Source organism: Aggregatibacter actinomycetemcomitans DSM 8324 (assembly GCF_000372365.1).
GTDB lineage: Bacteria > Pseudomonadota > Gammaproteobacteria > Enterobacterales > Pasteurellaceae > Aggregatibacter > Aggregatibacter actinomycetemcomitans.
On record NZ_AQUU01000011.1, the window covers coordinates 1 to 17,745 of the forward strand.

A 17,745-nucleotide genomic window follows, 5' to 3' on the forward strand; every position below is an offset into this window, starting at 1 on the left:
GCTTTATTTGCATTACTACAATTGGAGTTTGCCATTAATGGCTCCGCCTTTTTCTCACATTCTTCTAACATTTTTTGACGTTCAGTCGTATGTTCTTTGTAATACTCCACACTTTTAACTTCTTCTGAACAAGCACTTAAAGTTAATATAAATAATGCGATAAAAAGTTTTTTCATCTTTTACTCCGTATTAATTGAATATAACGCCCTTAACGTTTGAGCGACGTTGAGACGCTAACTGTTTTTGTTGCTCATTCATTAAGCGTCGGTATTCCGTTTGCCGTGCGTTGAATAAATCCAACTGGACTTTTTGTGATTGCAATGCGGCCAACTGCACGTCCATTGCATTTTTTAAGTCCTGGCTTTCTTTGACGTCTTGAGATTTTGTCATCCGTTTAGCGAGTTTATCAATAGTTTTCAATTTACTATTGACGTTACTTTCAAACGAATCTAAGAAGCTCATGCTTTCCACAGTGGAAACAATATTTGCTTCACAGGAAGTAATTTCACCTTGACGTAAATTCTTACAACGGTCAAAAAGGTTGTATTTTTCAAACAGGCTTTTAGCATTCGCGCTTAATGCGTCTTTTCCACCGGAAACCAAATTAATAACCGGGGTAAACTCAGATTTTAAGCCATTTATTTCACCATATAAACTATGCGCTTCACCAATAAAGGCTTGTACATCACGAATACCGGTTTGTGAGGCTAATTGGTCGGCATACGCTTTCAGCTCATTTTTATAATGCGAAACTGTATCCGTCCACTGTTTAGCCTCTTTTGCCCATTGTTGCACCGTTTGAAGCATGCTCATTTGACGTTGACCGGCAGCTGCGGCATCAACAACCGGAATTCCGGCTTGCACCAATACCGGCAGAGACAAAACGGCAACTAAAGTGAGTTTTTTAAACATTTTCATCACGTTCTCCTTATACACAACGTTGTTTATAAATAGGAATCCAGTCATTAGCGGCTTCGCCAACTTCATCGATAATTTGATGTAGGATTTCTGCGTTATCCTTACTGGTTGACAGAATTTTTAAGTTTTCACGACCTAAACCGCTTAAATCTAACTTAGCTAAAGCAGTTTCGAGCCCTTTACGCACTAAGAAAGTACGGGAATCCGGTTGTAATTCACGGATAATTTCAAATTGTTTTTCGCTGATTCCAAAACCATCCACATAATCCACTTTGCGGGCAATCGGGTTAGGTAAACAAATGGTTGTTTCACATTGCTCAACTACCGCGCGGGAAATTGGGCTTTTCAACACTTCATCCATACTTTGGGTCATCGGTATGACAATTCCATCTTCTTTCCGAATAACTTTTAATTTGTTATAGGCAAAGTCGGAAAACGCTTCATCTTTTAACCATTTCCAGAATTCATCCATAAAAATGATCAAACGACGACCATCTAATAATTTTCCGATACGGTGTAATAAGTAGAAAGAAAGCGGACTACAAGTATCCTGGTCATCTAAAAACTCCGTACCATCAATGCCAAATACGGCATGCCCGGTAAAATCTAACGTATCGGCAGGATTATCAAATACCCAACCGAATTCCCCACCTTGCGCCCAGTTTTTCAAACGACGGGCAAGGGAGTTTTCTTTTTCGGCTTTAGTTGAGCCTTCCGGCAAATGTTCAATCACGCGTGAAATCGGATAACTGCGGTATTCCATATCAAATTCCATCACCGATTTAACCGCCTTGAATAATTCTTCTTCATCGAGGGATGACAACGTTCTGCCTTTACGCGTAACTAACATTTTCATCAACGTGGAAAGGAAAGACAGATTTTCCGGCGTGTTTTCACACATAAACGGATTAAAACCGGTCGGCGCACCTTTACGGATCAGCATGTATTTTCCGCCCATGGCACGAATACAGGCTTCCGCACCGTAATCTTTATCCAGATATACCATTGTCAATTCACGTTTTACCGAGGTTGGTAAAAAAGTAGAGGTATGTCTGAATTTATCCAGTTGTGTCATGAGAAACGTCATCAACATAGTTTTACCGGAACCTGCTTGCCCGAATACTGCGGTATTCCCCAACCGTTTTTCGCCTCTGTCATCAACACCGGGTGCACTTTGATGAAAATTAAAATAGTACGGTTGACCGTTTGGCGTTTTCAGTAACGTTACCGCGTCTCCCCAAGGGTTCCCGTTGCGTTTACCGGAGGCAAAATTATGTAAAGAAGTTAGCGACGCATAATTTCTTGAACTTAACATTGCCAGGCGTGGACGGTAGGCAAAATTTGCCGGGAATTGACCGAAATAAGACGCGCTTAACGCCGTATTTGCCAATGTAATAATCAAACCTAAACTACTTAATACCGCAATAATTTCATTGGTTTTATCAGTAACATCTTTTATAGAATCACCGTACACCATCATGCCAAAATGATAATAACCAAAGGATAAACGACCACTTGCTAAATCATCCAATGCAACAGTTAAATTATCAACTTGCGAAATGGCAGCCTCATTTGAGGAATTTAAGCGTTTTTGCTGTCTGTCTAACTTCTCTTTTGCAACATTGCTTGGCATAGCCTGAAAAGATTGTGTAATACCGCTGATTGTGGCCTGTGTTATCATGCCTTTAAAAAGCGGTTCACCACTGATTGTATTTTCTGAATCGGCTTGCATGTTTTACCTTCTTTAAGGGAATAACCATAGTCCGATTTCGGGAACAACAATTAATGTAATTGCACCATAAATCACTTTTGCTATACTTTCGAAAGGTTGCCCTCTCCACATCATTTGATAAGCCGCAAAGAAACCGGCTAATACAAAGACAATACCCGCAAAACTATGAATTTCAGTCGAAAATTGACTTAAATACTGTTTTGTTTTTTGTAAACCACCGGCAAAAGCGGGATTGGTTGCCATCATGAAAAGTGCTGGAATAAGTGTGTATTGGGCGTTTTACACAGCAGGATCCGATTGGGCTTGCCGGAGGGAATAACCTATATAGGTTTGAGGGCGCGGTACAGAATCAAACCGATCCACTGGGATTATTTGCACCAGTACTTGCGGCACCTTGGATTTTGGAAGGATTAGCCTATGCCGGTACAGCTATGGCGGGCATTCTTATTGGCGTAGGTATAATGGATGCTAAGGAAGAGTATGATAAGGCTCAGGCTCAATCTGCCGCAGAAATTGAAGCGTCTAAATGTGAAAAAGAACGCAAAAGACGTTGTAAGAAGTGGGGGACTGGAACACCAGCTCAGGCTAGAAATATAGTTAATATTAATCGTAGAGGACCTAAGGGGATAAAAAGAATTGATAGACCTGAAGAATCAGTTCCTGGCTCCCAATATCATGCCCATGCTTACAATGATGCAGCACTTAATGTAGATGGAACGGTACATGATAAACATCGTGGAATGCCACCATTCTCTAAAGATGATAAAGATTTTCTATTTTGTTACGGCTGGAAAGGAGTATAAAAGATGCAGAGCTTAACATTATTAAATAAATTAGCAAAACTTGAAAAATCTTATCAAGAAAAGAATATTATAGATTTTTTAAAATATCCTGTTGAATTTGAGGAAATACCAATTATTACCCAAAAGGGAAGAGAAGATATTTTTCTAGAGACTTTCTCTAAAAAGGATTTTGATGTTTTCTTTTTAAATGTGGCTTTGTTTTATCTTAATAATATCAAGCTGATGGCGAGAAAGGTGTTAAGTGAGGAAGAAAGGAAAGATCTTTTTTTCTGTATAACATATCCTGATTTAGAATTATCTGACTTATATGGTTTTAACATACCAAATATATGTATTTCAAAAACAAAATATAAAGAAAAATTTGAGGAAAAACCGCAAGTAAATTTAGATCAGATGTTATGGCTAAAAAATTCCTTAGAACAACTTGGATATATCGATACATTTAAGATTGTTTATTCTAAATCTGATGATGGTTTTGGTGGTGAATTCTTTAGAGTATTTTTATTAAATAAAGAATAATATTATTTCCTATTAATTAAGTTAATAACTAGGTTGTCGAAGGTTCCTACTAAGTTAATCAACTCACTTATCTTCAGGATAAACAAAATCTTCAAAACCGTTAAGCTAAGAAGTTGATTTGCAGATTACTGCAAATTCTGTGTAGGGATCATAGATGGTAGATTTCTACAATATATGGAGTGTACAAATAGTTCCTCCTAAAACAATAGGATATCGTCCTCTTGATGTTATTCCTGATGATAAAACAAAGCATGGAGTATATGGTTCTCACCATAATATATTTAAATTGAGTCAAATCAAGCGCTTTATCCAAATTGTAAATGTTTTTGGATTAAACAAAAGTATGTATTAAAAACCACATCAATGAACTCCTGCAATGGTGCCCGTTGAGCCATTTGTAAACTAAAAAGGTATTCTCATGAAACATGCTACCCATAAAAATATAATTCTTAGTGATCTTGTTTATTGGAAAAACTCGTCTCCTTTAGATAAAGGTATCGTGGTTTGTTTGATCGATGAAGGCGTATTTTTAGATGGATACGACTTTTCTTGCTTAAAAGACTCAGGAGGTGGGATAATGATGTTGTTTGATTCTACAGGACTTGTTCAAATCATGGGGGATGATAAAAATATAGATATTGAATTTATTTCTCACTTAACGACTTCAGAGATTAATAATTTTTTGAAGAGTATTTTTTCTTAGAAAAGAAACATAAGTTAACGTCAATAGACACCAACTAGTTGATAAATCACTATTTTAAAGTACATCCCAGCCATAGTAAAAGGCCTAGTAAAAAACAGACTCTTTTACCATGGCTGCCTTATTTCTCACAAACTTCTTTCAGAGCAAGATAAATATCATTCTTATCATTCTCAAGAAATTCTGAGATAACGACATTGTTAAGAAGTCTGTTTACATAGCCTTTGGCTACAATTAGACTAAGTTTTAGATCAGCTAATTTTTCCTCAGAAATTTTATAGTTTTCCTTTAGGCGCTCCATTTCCTTCTGCATAATGGCTATGTCAGCAAGTTCTGATGTAGCTTTAGGCTTGTGTGATTCAACCAATTCTTCTTTACGAGAGCTGAGTAACATCATATTAGCATACGTTACAGTAAATTTATTACTAGCTAACATCATATCAGCTACCTAAATTTGCCGTTCTGGTTTCATTTTTCGTAAAATTCGGAAAATTTCTTTACCAACGGGTTTATTAGCAAGCTTCTCGGAGACTTCTTGAGTAATCCCTTTCAACATTGCCATTTTCTGACGAAGAATTTTTATATCTATATTAAGTGTTCTTGAAATTGCTTCATCAGATACACCACGCTCAATAGCTTTCATTATCATATTATGTTCTTGAATCGCGGTAAGTCGATTAATTTGCTTGTTATAGGTGAAACCTTCATCATCAGTAGCAAGCATACATAATGTTTCCGTCATACCTAACATTTTTAATGCATGAAGTCGAGAATGTCCATCAAGTAATAGGTACTGTCCGTTGTCAGGATAAACAACAAGTGGCTCAATAATGCCAATTTCCTGAATAGAAGAAAAAATACTCTGAAACTTAACACTTTTCTCAAGTTTATTATCTATAGGGTGAGAAGAAATAATAACATCGAGTGGTAACATCACTAATTCATTATGAAAAGCGTAAGTAATATTTTTAGGCATAGTTCCCCCTTAAACGCTCACTCAAATCTTTTGGTATATCATTAAGTTTTTCAGATTTCAGGAGAAGCAGAAAAACCTTATCATTAAATAACTTTTTAAGACAGGAAATTAAGACAAATAATTGGCTTTCATCGAACTCAGCTTGCTTAATCATTCTCTGTTGTCGGTCAGTCTCCTCTTTATAAATATTTATGATACTTTTCTGGCTATAAACTGAGTTTTTTATAGCAGTATTTGCTCTTTTACCTATTAATTTCCGACGATGCATAATATTACGAATTTTCGTAATATCTGACTGCTTTAATGTACCGTTTTCATATAATTCCGTAAGTTGTTTCTGAGTCTCCTTATCATCCGCTCGTGCAATAGAGATAGCCACAGTAATAGGCAAGTAACCTTTTTCTACGCCATTAATCAATCTTTCTTCACCTACCTTAAGAAGATGAATAATTCCGCTTATATAAGTCGTATCAAAGCCAACTTTCCTTGCTATGTCAGATGTTCGATACCCACGTTCACTTAAAATACGAATTCCAGAAAGTAATTCCATATTAGTATGTTTGCGCCTTGCAATATTTTCTGCCAGACTAATGAGATAACTTTCTTCTTGACTCACTTCAATAACTCGACAGGGAATAACTTTTTCGCCCAGATGTTTGCAGGCTTCTAAACGCCCCTGACCACATAGTAAGTTATAACCATCAGACGTCTTTGAGACTGTAATTGGTCGTTTTAAACCAACAGACGCAATATTTTCTACAAGATCTGCGAAGATTTTTCGATTACGCGTTCTTGGATTGATAATCCGAATATCTTCTATCGGAATAGTTTGAATATCCATAATGAACTCCTAATAAGATACGTTCTACCATAATGAAGAAACGATCCAAGTTAGAAAATCGATAAATATCAAGTTCAGCCGGGTTGCTTTCCGCCAATCTCAATTTATTACTTTCTCTCCCCTTCATTGGAAATAAATAATAATCAATAATGTTTTCTGCATCTTCGTCAAGACGAACTGCAATAGTTAAATCAGGTTCAAGCCCGGTATCAAAACGAATCATCCAGCGTTTATTACCCCTTGTAGTTGGTCGGCAAGGGCTTACAACCAGAGAGGCGGTAAATTCTTCATTGATTTTTAGAAGATCATTAGGAGCGATAGATACACGTCCACCTAATGCAATAATTTCATTAAGTACCTGTTGAACTATTTTCTTATATTGTTGACGCATTAATCGATTAATTTCAACATAGTGGTAATCACGCTCCGGTTCATAGTGAATCATTGCGTAAGTTCGGATCAGACTACCGAATCGACTACTATATGCGCTACTTGATGGACAATCTTCTGCTTCATCAATAATTAAACCAGATAACTTTCCCTTTACTTTCAGCAATGTTCGAAGTTTGTCCAACATCTCCTCATCAGTCAGTTTTATTGAGCGTTGGTGAATAATGGCTTGTGCTGCATTAAATAAGGGTTGTGGGATAATTGCTTCAAAAGCATTTTCAACTCTTACCCATTGAGACTCTGGATTTTTACCACGTAACTTCCCCGTCTTTGATGTACAAGATTTATTCCAAACATTGTGCCCTACATATTTTTCATTAATTAGAATCTGATGGACTACACCTTTAGTCCACCGTGTATTTCTATCTGTTAAAATACCTTGGGCATTTAAACTATCTGCAATTTGTCGTTCCGTTTTATGTCTGTAAATAAAATCGTGATAGATTTGTAAAATAATTTTCTGTTCAAATTCAGGACCCGCAATAAGAATGACACGATCCGACTGCAAACTCTTCCTGTCACCCGTTTTTAGTTCAAATTTTGGCGAACCATCAGCACTTAATAATAGGCGTCTTAACCCAAATCCAGCTGGTCCACCTTGACGAAATCCGCGCTCAATCAAATTCTTCTGCCCATTAAAAACTTTTTCACCTAGCTCACGACAGTATTCTCCGGCAGACCAACGTTTTACCGCTTTAAAAATTTGAGAACCAATGTCGTTTCCCTTAAAAGGTTCTGCACAGTAATGCACTTTAATCCCCATTTTTGAACAAATTTGTTCATAATGTGCAGATTCATCAATATTTAGAAAGCGCCCCCATCGGCTAATGTCATAAACAAGAATATGTGAAAAATCAGCATTACCGGATTGTACAAAATTAATGAGTGATAAAAACTGAGGACGTTTTTCTGCGCTTAATCCACTCCTTCCCTCATCTAGGTATTCCCTAGTGAGTATAAGCCCTTGTTCCTTAGCATATTTTTGAATGAAGCGACGTTGTATATCCGGTGAAAATTCCTGATGCTCCGTAGACATACGGATATAAGCAACAGCAAGATTTTTATATTCCATATTTCACCTCCACAGTCACTATAACGGAAAAGGAGAACCTTATGTTGCACACAACGGGTAAGATTTTACCCAAAAATTTCAGAGAAGATTTTATCATCGAACTTCGGCAAGAAATGCATGAACAGTTCTGGTCAACACTTGAGTTATCGAAGAAATTAGGTGTATGCGAAAGAACAGTAAAAGCGTGGTTAAGAAATGAAAGGTTCCCCAACGGTATTTACCTTATAAAATTAATGTATCTCTCTGCACATATTCGAAAATATGTTTGGCAAATATCTGGTTCAGGAAAGCAATATATTGATATAGATATGATGAAACTAATTATTTCGAATTTATTAAATAAGCTATAGAAGTAGGGAACGAGAGTTCCCTATCAAAATAAAGTCACTTATTTCATTCTAAAACAGAAACTAAAAATTTAAACAACCTTGAAAAAGCCTTTTCAATTAGAAATTAAAAATAATAATATAATAATTTAGCAGATCTTAAAAAACGTTTCCAATTACACGGTCTATACGAAAATACTTAATCCATTTATATAAGTAACGTTTTTCTAGCCTATTCCCACACACAACAGCCAAGTTACTATCTAACTTAGATAAAATACAAGGTATCTTTACTATAGCTAGTATTTCATCTATTTCCTGCTCTGTTTCAAGCCATAATCTGAACTGTTCTTTAAGCGATAACTGTAATTTTTGCATAATAAACCTCTATTTATGTGCTAATAATAGAGATTAGCTTATCGGTAATTTTCTCTCTATATAGGTTTAGGAAGTAATTTTGTGATTCAGATCGCAAAAATGATATTTTTCAAGTCAAAAACTCTAGGTTATATGCTTATAAATGTCCTGTGGTAAAAAATAATCCCTATTTTCGTAACGATAATAGGCAACTTGATCAATTTTGATGATGTTCTTTCGTTTTGGCGTTTTAATTGTAATGTTGTGTAAACTATATAACACAACGGAAACTAGCTCCATTTGTTCTTTTTCAGTTAAATAAGCTTGTTTATAGAGTTCAATTAATCGCTGAGAACAATGTTTTTTAAGCTGTTTAGCTCTAATTTGCTGAATCAGTTTACGGTCGATTTCAAGCTCTCGGTGGTACTCCGATTTTAAATGATTGATAAAGCCTGTTATAGCTGCCGTTTGACCTGATTTTTCCACAAGATACTGGTTTAGTTGGTCTTGTGTTGGGTAGTCCGTAATCTCGTTAGTACTGATTAAGTCTATCGCAGGCTGCAAGGCTAATCGTACTGATTTAAGTGAGGTTTTACCCTCATCACATCGCCGTTGTAATTTCTGATAATAGCTTGCGATACAAGGTATAGATTCTTTAAGTTTGTTAAAAAGAGCCTGTATGCGTTCTAATTCCGCTAAATCATCTTTTAGCGTTTTATCAACGGCAACTTGATTCGTATCAAGCAACCAGCGTAATACAGTTAAATTGGCACGTAACCCATTTGGTTTAAAGTGTGTTACCAATTCCGCATAATCAGGAATTTTCTGCCAAATATCATCACAATCAATGAAGAAGCGCATAAAATCTGAGCCTTTACGCAAAGCAACGCCGATACCACACTTTCGCATATACCAGAAAATGAATTTCTTATAGGCGGTTTTTATTGCTTTATTGCGAAAGATATGAATATTCAACCGAATCATTTTGAATAACAGGGTTCGTCTTGCACAATCGGGGCAAACATTGCCATAGCCTGATGGCATTTCACCTTTGCATTTCGGGCAAGTTGAAAGTAACTGTTCGTCACATTTCTTGCACAACTGTTTCTCTTGGTTATGAACCTTACGATAACGACGACAATTCTTACAAGTTGCAAAAGTATATCGACGATAGCACTGCAAACAGACCGATTCATTCGTCACGGGTGAACGGTATCTATCGCGTGTCATTTTACCACATTCTGAGCATTCTATTTCCTCTCGAAAATAACGAGTGCAAGAACAACATACCGCACCGTAACGACTTATCATACCGATTTCAAATGTACCAGCTTCTTTACCACAGCGTACACAATCCGTTAATTTTTCGCATTCAAGACAAAGTTTGCCATCACGGTGAATACGTTTGAGTTGTCCGCATCGCTTACAAGTTTTTTGTTTAAACCATTGTGCGTAGCAATTCGCGCAATAATATTCTTTTTGGAACTTGCGTGTTACTTGAGCTTTGCCACAAATAGAGCAACTATTTCTCTTTTGAGAACGGATCTTGGTGATTTTCATGCTGTGATTTTTAGCCGTCGTTTTAAGCGCTCCCATTGACGGTTTAGACTTAAAACAGAATCGGTCTTAGGTTTATTGGTTACTGTTTTACGGCTTACAGTTTTGCCTTCAGGTGCATATTTAAAGAGTATATCAAGCTCCATAGGATACTTTTCAAAGTCGAACGCCTTTTGTGTTATACCGCTTTGTTGAATAGCTTGAATAAAATCCTTACTTGGTAATTTTAGAATTTTAATCGCGTTTACCAATAGATTCTTGCGCTCTTCAACAGGAAGCTGCTCAAATGCAAGGGCGGTTTTGGTTTGGCATATTTCCGCTTGAGAAATACCACATTCTTCCACAAATTTTGCAAAAGCGTGAGTAGATTTTACGACCGTAGCACGCCGAATAAGATTGATGAAGTAACGCAATATAGCAAAGTACACTTGTGCATTCACACGTTTCCTGAAACATTCACCTGAGTTAGTCATAAATACGTTATTAAGTGTTTCCATTGTTGCAATTTCTACTTCATTAAGCGGTGTTGTAACAACCTGTAATTTCTCACCACATTGATGACAGTAATTTAAGTGTCGTTTTTCTGCGGAAAGCAAATGAGGTTGATACAGTTCGCCACAACAAGGGCATTTAGATTCAAGTAAAACTTGATGTTTCGAACAACCAAAATGCCACGCAAAACGCCATTCATTACGCAAATAAGGTGTTTCCCCTAAACAACAAGGACAATAAGATTGACCGACACGAAAAGTGCGATTACGCGAACCTCTTGAAATCACCCACTTCGCTTGACCTTTAATAAGGGTGCTTTCGCCATTAATCGGTCTCAATACGGAATAAAGCGAATGGTTGACTAAGTTTACCTGTTGATTAAACGATAACGCCCTAATATCTTCATAAATCTGCGGTGCAATCGGTTCAAACCCTCTATCTAAATCATATATCCATAGTCGCCACTTATCCCAATAAAATCCAGTAAATGTAATCGGCTCTGTACCACAATCTAAGGCGGCACGAATGAGCCACGAACTGATGCTTTCATTGAGGTAAAGCGGTGTTCGAATAATCCTTGATTTTATCCGATAATTTTTCGTAAGCCCTGCGTTGGTTGTACCCATGAATTATGCTCGATAATATCTAATGTAATTTGCTCTGTTCCTGTTGTAATCGCTTCAATGGCGCACGCGGTTAATAAACGATGTACATTCCCTAAATTACCCCCTGAAATCGTATGAATTTTTGTCGCTAACTCTGGCGATTGTAGATTAGAGCATTTTTTCAATGGCAAAATACCTTGAAATTGGAAGAGTAATTTTTGAAAATCCTTATCTAATTTCCATGTTGGCAACTCTGCTACATCAAAACGACTGGCGTGTTGCGGATCGGTGTGTAAAACACGAATTGCATCTTTTGTGCCTACGCCTACAATCGGAATCTGCAACTCATTACATAGCATCTTAATCGCATTCATCACTTGGCGTTGCAAACGCGGCGTCCCCACAAGCAACGAATGGAATTCGTCAATAATCAGCATTTTCACCTTGTACTCACGGAATAAGTGAATCGTCTGATAACGCAATTTAGCTACGCTATCCGTTGGTCGATATGGAACATAAAAACGCTCCAGTAACGAGATATAAAGCTCTTTTTCATTTGCACTCGGCGGTGCTTCTGCCAAAATAATGGGGCGTATACCGTCCGACTGGCTGTCCACGAAAGGTATGCCGTACAAATCATAAAAGTGTCGAATAAGCGTCGTTTTACCATTGTTAGAATCACCGACTACCAACAAATTGAACATGCGAGGGCGTTTCGGCTTATTCATTAAGGAAACCAAATTATCAATGATCTTATTTGCAACGGCATAACCTACCCAACGTGGTTCATCTAAAAACTCAATCCGTTCCTGATTGCTTGCAATCACTAAATGACGGAATTTTTCGTGAACATACTCATATTGTTTTTCCATTATTCAATATCTCCAAACGTGAAATCATTATCTAAAAGCAAGTTAGAAGCAGGTGTTTTGACTGTTTCTGTTGGTTTGCTTTCGGGTAAACTTGTTGGGATCACTACCTTACTTTTCGCGTGGACTTTCTGCCGTTGAGCCTGTCTCCGAGCTTTCTTCGTCCGCTGTGCAGACTGTTCAACCAATTCACGCATTTCAGTTAATGCATCGTGGATCTGCTGCGAGTGAATGAGTTTTTCATCTTTATCTTTCAAGAAATGACGAACTTGTTTGTATTCCCAAATGCTCATATCAGGTAAAGACTGGTCGGCAAACGGAATCGGGAAATAATGTTTCAACTTCGGATCATAGAACCAAATCTTGCCGATATTACGAGGATCTCGACGGAATAAAAATTCCTTGCTCTTACCGTTTTCATCGGAATCATTGATGTACATATTGAGTGCCACATCGTAGTAACGTAAACCATCAATCGTTACGCCATTATGCTGAATAGTTCGTTTTTCGCTTGGTAAGAAATCGAGTAATAACGTTTGTTCATCAACAGGCATTTGCGGATAACCACAACCGACATGATCTTTATCACCAAAAATCCCCAATCGCCATTTTTGAACAGGCGACATACCTAGCGCAGAGTGGGTGCGTTTGTGATACACGTTTACAATATAGTTAATCAGCCACGTTTCAAATTCATCTAAGGTCATTACCGCTTCTGCTTCCGATTGATAGGTATCTTTCTCTTTCGTATTTGAGAATGTTGTACCACTCAAACCGTGAACTTCTTTCATAAACGTACCGATTACACGCTCAATGTGTCCGCCAAATTCAGGACGACCAACAGGGCGGAACTCAAGGGCAATACCGTGTGCCTCACAAGATTTGGATAAATCCAATGAACGGAAGTCTGCTCCATTATCCACGTGGATTTTATTCGGATAACCGAATACCGCCCATTCACCTTTTACATTATGATCTAGTAATAGGCGTTCTTTCGGCAAAATGCTGCGAGCAATACACATTGCAACCGATGTTACCGACGGTGCATCAAGTGATAGATAGTACCCAGTAATCATTCGGCTATATACATCCATTGCCAACGTTAGGTAAGGTCTGCCAATCGGCTTACGATACTGGTTATCTACAATAATTAAATCAACAGGCGTATGGTCGATTTGAATAACACTTAAAGGAAAATCTACGTTAGGGAAACTGTTTGGCTTCGGCGTAAATTTATTTTTCGCTTTCTCTTTCTGCCCGCGTTTACGCAATCTTTCTTCTTCTGAAATACGCAAAATACGTTGTCGGATTGTGCGACGGCTTGGGCTATCAAGCCCTTTTTGACTGGCGACACGCTGCACTTCACGGATCGTCTGCTCAATCGTTGGGCGTTGTTTATGTAGATAAAACTCATTGATAACCGCTGTCACCAACTCATCTTGTTCTTTGCTTAAACGCGAATTACCTTCCGCCCAGCCACGCTTACGACTGACTAAACCAGCGATAGAGCCGAGAGAGTTGTAAGCTTGAATCCAACGATATAAACTTCGATCACTCACTCCAACTTCTTTTGCTCGTTCTTTTACAGAAGCAGGGCAATGTTGTTCATAATTAAGCAACGGCTTAATCATTTCGTATTTTTCTAACGCTTTTTCCCAGTATTCATCGCTGATTGCGATTAAATCAACAGAAACATCTTCGCGTTCATTCACTTTTAAATTCTCAAGCTGATGAATACTGGAAATTTTACTTTGGCGAGTATGAAGATTTCGGATCATCACTTGTGCATCTTCATCTAAATACTCAATCAGTTCATATTGTTCGCCATCTTCACGATTTACATAAACGTTGCCTTTTTGCAAAATGAGACGACCACGCTCTAATCGACCGTGATAGCGAGGATGAATAAATCCTTTAGTCATTTGAATACCCCCAAACTTCGGTAAATTCAGATAATGGTTCAAACCAGTTGCAAGTAAGCTGCTTGGTTGCTAATAAGTGATATATAATCTGTAACCCTTTGGTTCGATAAAGTGAACCTGTAAAAAGGCGAGAGAGCAGAAAATCTATCGTGGTACCACCGTGTAACTTAACTTGAGTAAGTATCGCTCCAATATCTTCAGGATCGCACTGTAATCGTTTGTAACGTTGAACCGCGTTAATGTTGAATAACGCAAGGTGACGAATTCTATCTTCATCATAAATATGGAAGATGCACTTGTTCTTTTTGCTGAATGCCATTGCCGCTTTCCATTTTTCTTTCCAATCACGCCAATGTTCCTGCCATTTTGATTTCGGTTTTACTTCAATCAAAAGCGATGGTCGTCCATCATTGAAGCGAATAAAGAAATCAGGCGTGTAAGGATAAGTCATTCTATTTTTCACAAACAGAATGCGAACAGGTTGAGAAATGATTTCCTCTACCGCAGGCATATAAGTAAAATAAAGCAAGAGATCTCGCTCAAGCGTAGATTCGTAAGGAATGCTTACTCCATCTTTAAAAGGGAGTAAACCTGATACGCTAAGGCGTGTTGGTTTGATCTTACGAACCTGTTGGAAAATGGGTTCTGTTTTCATGAATAATTTGACCTTTATTGGTATCTTTTAATATATTTTGACAGCTATTTGTAGCTTTTGTGCCATTAAATAGTATCTTCTAAGGGTAAAAAAATAGGCTAAAGCCTTATTCTATCGTTCTAAGTTTTGCCGATTATGCCACTTATTTGTAACTTTGACAGCGGCACGATCCCCAAACCGGGCGAAATTTCCCTCGCTCACAATGGCGTGCTTTTCTTAGATGATTTGCCCGAATTTGAACGCAAAGTGCTGGACGCGCTGCGTCAACCATTGGAAAGTGGCGAAATTATTATTTCCCGCGCCAACGCCAAGATTCAATTTCCGGCAAAATTTCAACTGATTGCCGCGATGAATCCCAGCCCGACAGGGCATTATCAAGGCACGCATAATCGCACCTCACCACAACAAGTTATGCGTTATCTGAATCGGTTATCCGGCCCTTTTTTAGATCGCTTCGATTTATCCATTGAAGTGCCCTTATTACCACAAGGCAGCTTACAAAATAGCGGCGATCGTGGCGAATCCAGCGCAACGGTGCGAGAAAAAGTCCTGAAAACCCGTGCCATTCAACTTCAGCGCGCCGGCAAAATTAATGCCCATTTAAATAGCAAAAAAATCGAACGGGACTGCAAACTAACCGACAAAGACGCACAGTTCCTGGAAAATGCCCTGACTAAACTGGGGCTTTCCGTACGAGCGTACCACCGCATACTGAAAGTGTCCCGCACCATTGCCGATTTAGATGGAGAACAACACATCAACCAGCGCCATCTGGCCGAAGCTCTGGGTTATCGGGCAATGGACAGGTTGTTGCAAAAATTGGCGAAAAACTCGGCGTAATGCGCAAAATTTTAAGGCACACCACGCAGTAAGGGCACATTTTCATAAGGTGGGACGGAAGTCGGTGCAGCGGCTTCACTAAATAAGAAAATAAACGGTTTCGGCGGAATAACCTTTTCATTACGCCATAAACTGCCCATAGAGACCAACTGCACATCCGACGGCAGGTTTATAATGCCGGCTTGCAAGACGGCAATGGTATTCTTACGCGGATGCCCGATAGCAATGGCAGTGCCGTGCTTTTGCGCGTATTGTACGGCGGCGCGAAACTGACGTTGCACGTCGGCGAGATCATTGCTGTCATCTAAAAAAATATGTCTATCCAACGCCAGCACGCCCTGCGCTTTGGCAATTTTACCCGCCACACTGCGCCCGATGGTACGGCTGTCCAGAAAAAATAAATGACGCTCTCGAAGTGCGGTCATTAATTTGGTCATTAACGGCACATCCGCCGTGGCGGCGCTACCCATGTGGTTATTCATACCAATGGCGTGAGATACAATCTTTTTTGCCGTTTGTACACGATGATTCACTTCCTCCTGGTTCATGCCTAAATGCAAACCGCCGCCTTCAATTTTCATTTTGCTGACAGTTTCCATAGGCATGTGAATCAAAATGTCGCGCCCCTGCTGGTGTGCCTGTTGGTTGCGCTGTTTGGCATAAGGCGCAGCGGGAATAATTGCTACGGAAACCGCTTTCGGCAAAGCAAGAATTTGTGCATCTTCTTTCGGGTGATAGCCCAAATCATCAATCACAATGGCAAGTTTGGCAGAATAAGCAACCGGCAACCATAGAAGTGCGGTAAGAAAAATCAGCGTTTTTACGCTCATCAATTTCATCGTAACCAACCTACCGGATTGACCGCAACGCCCTTGCGACGAATTTCAAAATACAGTGCAGTTTTTGACTGCCCGCCACTGCTCCCCACTTCGCCGATTTTTTGTCCGGCTTTCACCAACTGCCCTTCTTTCACCGCCAGGGATTGATTATACCCATACAAACTTAAATCGCTGTCGCCATGTTTCACAATCACCATCAAGCCATAGCCCTGCAACCAGTTGGCTAAAATCACCCGCCCGTCGGCAATGGCTTTTACCGGCGTGCCGCTGCCGGCGGCAATGACGATGCCTTTCCAGCGGAGTTCGCCCATTTGGGTCGAACCAAAGCGGTTGACAACTTTGCCCGCCACCGGAAAACCATATTGTTTCTGCGGTGCGCCTAAGCCCGACGTGCTGCTTAACAAACGTTTTTCCTGCTCCGTCGGCTTGTACGGTTTATGGGTTTTGGTCTCCTCCGCCCGTTGTTTTTGCGCCAACGCTTCGCGCTCACGTTGCTCTTGTTGTTTCACCGCCTGTTCCGCCCGTTGAATTTCCTGACGCAAAGCGTTTTCATTGGCTTTCAGTGCTTCCAGCTTGCTTTCGTCACGGGTCAGATTATGATTGAGCTGACTCAAAGTCGATTGGCGCTCCTGCTGAACTTTCTGCAATGCCTGCTGTTGCTTTTTCTGATCCGCAAGCTGCGATTGTTGGGTTTTCTGTTGCTCGGCGATAGCTTCTTTTTGTTTCTCCAACTGCGCCCGGGTATCCTGTAACTCTGCAATGAGCTTCATGCGCGCCCGATTCAAATGGGCGTAATACGCTTTCATACGCTCCGCATTTTGCCCCTTATCGGACAATATCCGCTCCGCCACGGAAGGATTGACGCCGGAACGATAAGCAGCATCCAACTGCTTCGCCAGTTTCGCTTTTTGTTCTTTTTCCTGCTTTTGTAATTGCTTGATTTGCTTATCGGTATCGCTAATATTTTTACGGATTGCTTTCAAATCCGATTCCGTTTGACGCAACTGCCCGATCACGTTATTGATTTGGTTTTCTTGTGTTTTCAGAGTGGATTGCAACTTTTGTTGCTCGGCTTTCTGCGAAGCAATTTTTTGTTCCTGTTGCTTAATCTGCTGGTGGATTTTCGACAAATCCTGCTGCGCGGCAAAAACGGAAGGCGCGGCACATAAAAGTGCGGTGAAAATTCCAAGTGTTTTTATACGTACTCTGCCCACAAGGAATTTCCTCCTACGTTTTATCTCATATAATTGCCACATAACCTGCCTTCCCTTT

The 17,745-nt window shown here is 39.3% G+C and carries 17 protein-coding genes and 3 pseudogenes; 5 read left to right on the plus strand and 15 right to left on the minus strand.

Annotated features, from left to right (window positions below; genetic code table 11):
- From A3CS_RS1000000111885 to A3CS_RS0107160, 4 genes are all read right to left on the minus strand, one after another.
- On the minus strand, positions 1 to 176 hold a 176-nt coding region (locus tag A3CS_RS1000000111885), incomplete at its 3' end, for an EexN family lipoprotein (protein WP_019518191.1).
- Positions 177 to 189: 13 nt separating this feature from the next.
- A complete protein-coding gene (locus A3CS_RS0107150) occupies positions 190 to 918 on the minus strand; it encodes a type IV secretion system protein (protein ID WP_019518190.1) in 729 nt (242 codons plus the stop codon).
- Positions 919 to 928: 10 nt separating this feature from the next.
- Positions 929 to 2,650, minus strand: a complete 1,722-nt coding sequence (locus A3CS_RS0107155) for a VirB4 family type IV secretion/conjugal transfer ATPase (RefSeq protein ID WP_019518352.1) — start codon at positions 2,648 to 2,650, stop codon at positions 929 to 931.
- Positions 2,651 to 2,662: 12 nt separating this feature from the next.
- Positions 2,663 to 2,896, minus strand: coding sequence for a TrbC/VirB2 family protein (locus tag A3CS_RS0107160; RefSeq protein WP_019518353.1), 234 nt, complete (start codon positions 2,894 to 2,896; stop codon positions 2,663 to 2,665).
- Between the two features lie 23 nt (positions 2,897 to 2,919).
- Between A3CS_RS0107160 and A3CS_RS01000000111005 the strand changes: the two are divergent.
- From A3CS_RS01000000111005 to A3CS_RS01000000111010, 3 genes and pseudogenes are all read left to right on the plus strand, one after another.
- Positions 2,920 to 3,453 (plus strand): annotated as a pseudogene (locus A3CS_RS01000000111005) (type VI secretion system tip protein TssI/VgrG); the annotation flags it as partial.
- Positions 3,454 to 3,456: 3 nt separating this feature from the next.
- The gene (locus A3CS_RS0107170) at positions 3,457 to 3,972 is read left to right on the plus strand and encodes an Imm15 family immunity protein (RefSeq protein WP_005559226.1); all 516 of its coding nucleotides are present in this window, start codon (positions 3,457 to 3,459) and stop codon (positions 3,970 to 3,972) included.
- A gap of 418 nt (positions 3,973 to 4,390) precedes the next feature.
- The gene (locus A3CS_RS01000000111010) at positions 4,391 to 4,675 is read left to right on the plus strand and encodes a hypothetical protein (protein WP_019518356.1); all 285 of its coding nucleotides are present in this window, start codon (positions 4,391 to 4,393) and stop codon (positions 4,673 to 4,675) included.
- A gap of 118 nt (positions 4,676 to 4,793) precedes the next feature.
- Here A3CS_RS01000000111010 and A3CS_RS01000000111015 read toward each other — a convergent pair.
- The 3 genes and pseudogenes from A3CS_RS01000000111015 to A3CS_RS0107195 all read right to left on the minus strand — a co-directional run bounded on the left by A3CS_RS01000000111015 (position 4,794) and on the right by A3CS_RS0107195 (position 8,011).
- Positions 4,794 to 5,648 (minus strand): annotated as a pseudogene (locus A3CS_RS01000000111015) (ParB/RepB/Spo0J family partition protein).
- The gene (locus A3CS_RS0107190; RefSeq protein WP_005571821.1) at positions 5,641 to 6,489 is read right to left on the minus strand and encodes a plasmid partitioning protein RepB C-terminal domain-containing protein; all 849 of its coding nucleotides are present in this window, start codon (positions 6,487 to 6,489) and stop codon (positions 5,641 to 5,643) included. Before A3CS_RS0107190 ends, A3CS_RS01000000111015 begins: the two are co-directional and overlap by 8 nt.
- Positions 6,431 to 8,011, minus strand: coding sequence for a recombinase family protein (locus A3CS_RS0107195; RefSeq protein WP_005559219.1), 1,581 nt, complete (start codon positions 8,009 to 8,011; stop codon positions 6,431 to 6,433). Before A3CS_RS0107195 ends, A3CS_RS0107190 begins: the two co-directional genes overlap by 59 nt.
- Positions 8,012 to 8,052: 41 nt before the next feature.
- On the opposite strand from A3CS_RS0107195, the gene A3CS_RS0107200 reads away from it, so the two are divergent.
- Positions 8,053 to 8,361, plus strand: coding sequence for a helix-turn-helix domain-containing protein (locus A3CS_RS0107200; RefSeq protein WP_019518359.1), 309 nt, complete (start codon positions 8,053 to 8,055; stop codon positions 8,359 to 8,361).
- A 135-nt stretch (positions 8,362 to 8,496) separates the two neighbouring features.
- Here A3CS_RS0107200 and A3CS_RS0107205 read toward each other — a convergent pair whose 3' ends face one another.
- The 6 genes from A3CS_RS0107205 to A3CS_RS0107230 all read right to left on the minus strand — a co-directional run bounded on the left by A3CS_RS0107205 (position 8,497) and on the right by A3CS_RS0107230 (position 14,794).
- The gene (locus tag A3CS_RS0107205; protein WP_019518360.1) at positions 8,497 to 8,715 is read right to left on the minus strand and encodes a hypothetical protein; all 219 of its coding nucleotides are present in this window, start codon (positions 8,713 to 8,715) and stop codon (positions 8,497 to 8,499) included.
- Positions 8,716 to 8,838: 123 nt separating this feature from the next.
- Positions 8,839 to 10,290, minus strand: coding sequence for a hypothetical protein (locus tag A3CS_RS0107210; RefSeq protein WP_005567030.1), 1,452 nt, complete (start codon positions 10,288 to 10,290; stop codon positions 8,839 to 8,841).
- Positions 10,251 to 11,369, minus strand: coding sequence for a TniQ family protein (locus A3CS_RS0107215; RefSeq protein WP_005548211.1), 1,119 nt, complete (start codon positions 11,367 to 11,369; stop codon positions 10,251 to 10,253). Before A3CS_RS0107215 ends, A3CS_RS0107210 begins: the two co-directional genes overlap by 40 nt.
- On the minus strand, positions 11,327 to 12,220 hold the full coding sequence (locus A3CS_RS0107220; RefSeq protein WP_005541478.1) for a TniB family NTP-binding protein: 894 nt from the start codon (positions 12,218 to 12,220) through the stop codon (positions 11,327 to 11,329). Before A3CS_RS0107220 ends, A3CS_RS0107215 begins: the two co-directional genes overlap by 43 nt.
- Positions 12,220 to 14,139 carry a Mu transposase C-terminal domain-containing protein gene (locus A3CS_RS0107225; RefSeq protein WP_019518362.1) on the minus strand — a complete coding sequence of 640 codons (1,920 nt, stop codon included), beginning with the start codon at positions 14,137 to 14,139 and terminating at the stop codon, positions 12,220 to 12,222. The genes A3CS_RS0107220 and A3CS_RS0107225 overlap by 1 nt, the downstream gene beginning before the upstream one ends.
- Positions 14,132 to 14,794, minus strand: coding sequence for a heteromeric transposase endonuclease subunit TnsA (locus tag A3CS_RS0107230; protein WP_005559213.1), 663 nt, complete (start codon positions 14,792 to 14,794; stop codon positions 14,132 to 14,134). Before A3CS_RS0107230 ends, A3CS_RS0107225 begins: the two co-directional genes overlap by 8 nt.
- A gap of 162 nt (positions 14,795 to 14,956) precedes the next feature.
- Here A3CS_RS0107230 and A3CS_RS01000000111020 point away from each other — a divergent pair.
- Positions 14,957 to 15,634, plus strand: a pseudogene (locus tag A3CS_RS01000000111020) (ATP-binding protein); the annotation flags it as partial.
- A gap of 11 nt (positions 15,635 to 15,645) precedes the next feature.
- On the opposite strand, the gene A3CS_RS0107240 reads toward A3CS_RS01000000111020, so the two are convergent.
- Positions 15,646 to 16,464, minus strand: coding sequence for a divergent polysaccharide deacetylase family protein (locus A3CS_RS0107240; protein ID WP_005548203.1), 819 nt, complete (start codon positions 16,462 to 16,464; stop codon positions 15,646 to 15,648).
- 5 nt (positions 16,465 to 16,469) lie between these two features.
- Positions 16,470 to 17,729, minus strand: a complete 1,260-nt coding sequence (envC, locus tag A3CS_RS0107245) for a murein hydrolase activator EnvC (RefSeq protein WP_026161188.1) — start codon at positions 17,727 to 17,729, stop codon at positions 16,470 to 16,472.
- Positions 17,730 to 17,745 lie beyond the last annotated feature (16 nt).